Below are 203 nucleotides of genomic sequence, written 5' to 3' on the forward strand. Positions count from 1 at the left end.
TCTTTGTATTTTCTCTAGGTTTAGGAAGTTGAGCTGTTGTTGGTGTTTCCTTTTTGTTGTTATTCATAACTTGAGCCATTAATACTTCAGTCATATGAGAGTTCTTTTCTTTTGACTGAACAAGTTCTTGTTCTCTGAGATTCGTTTGTTTTTCAGAATCACTAATACGTCTGTCTTCTTGTGCCAAGCGTTCTTGTTCATTT

The 203-nt window shown here is 34.5% G+C and carries 1 protein-coding gene; it reads right to left on the bottom strand.

What is annotated here, in order from left to right:
• The coding region (locus tag AMS67_RS17535; protein ID WP_206541717.1) for a hypothetical protein at positions 1-187 on the bottom strand (187 nt) is incomplete at its 3' end.
• Between the last annotated feature and the right edge of the window lie 16 nt (positions 188-203).

The sequence above is a fragment of the Leucobacter japonicus genome (genome assembly GCF_001273855.1).
Taxonomy (GTDB): domain Bacteria; phylum Actinomycetota; class Actinomycetes; order Actinomycetales; family Microbacteriaceae; genus Leucobacter; species Leucobacter japonicus.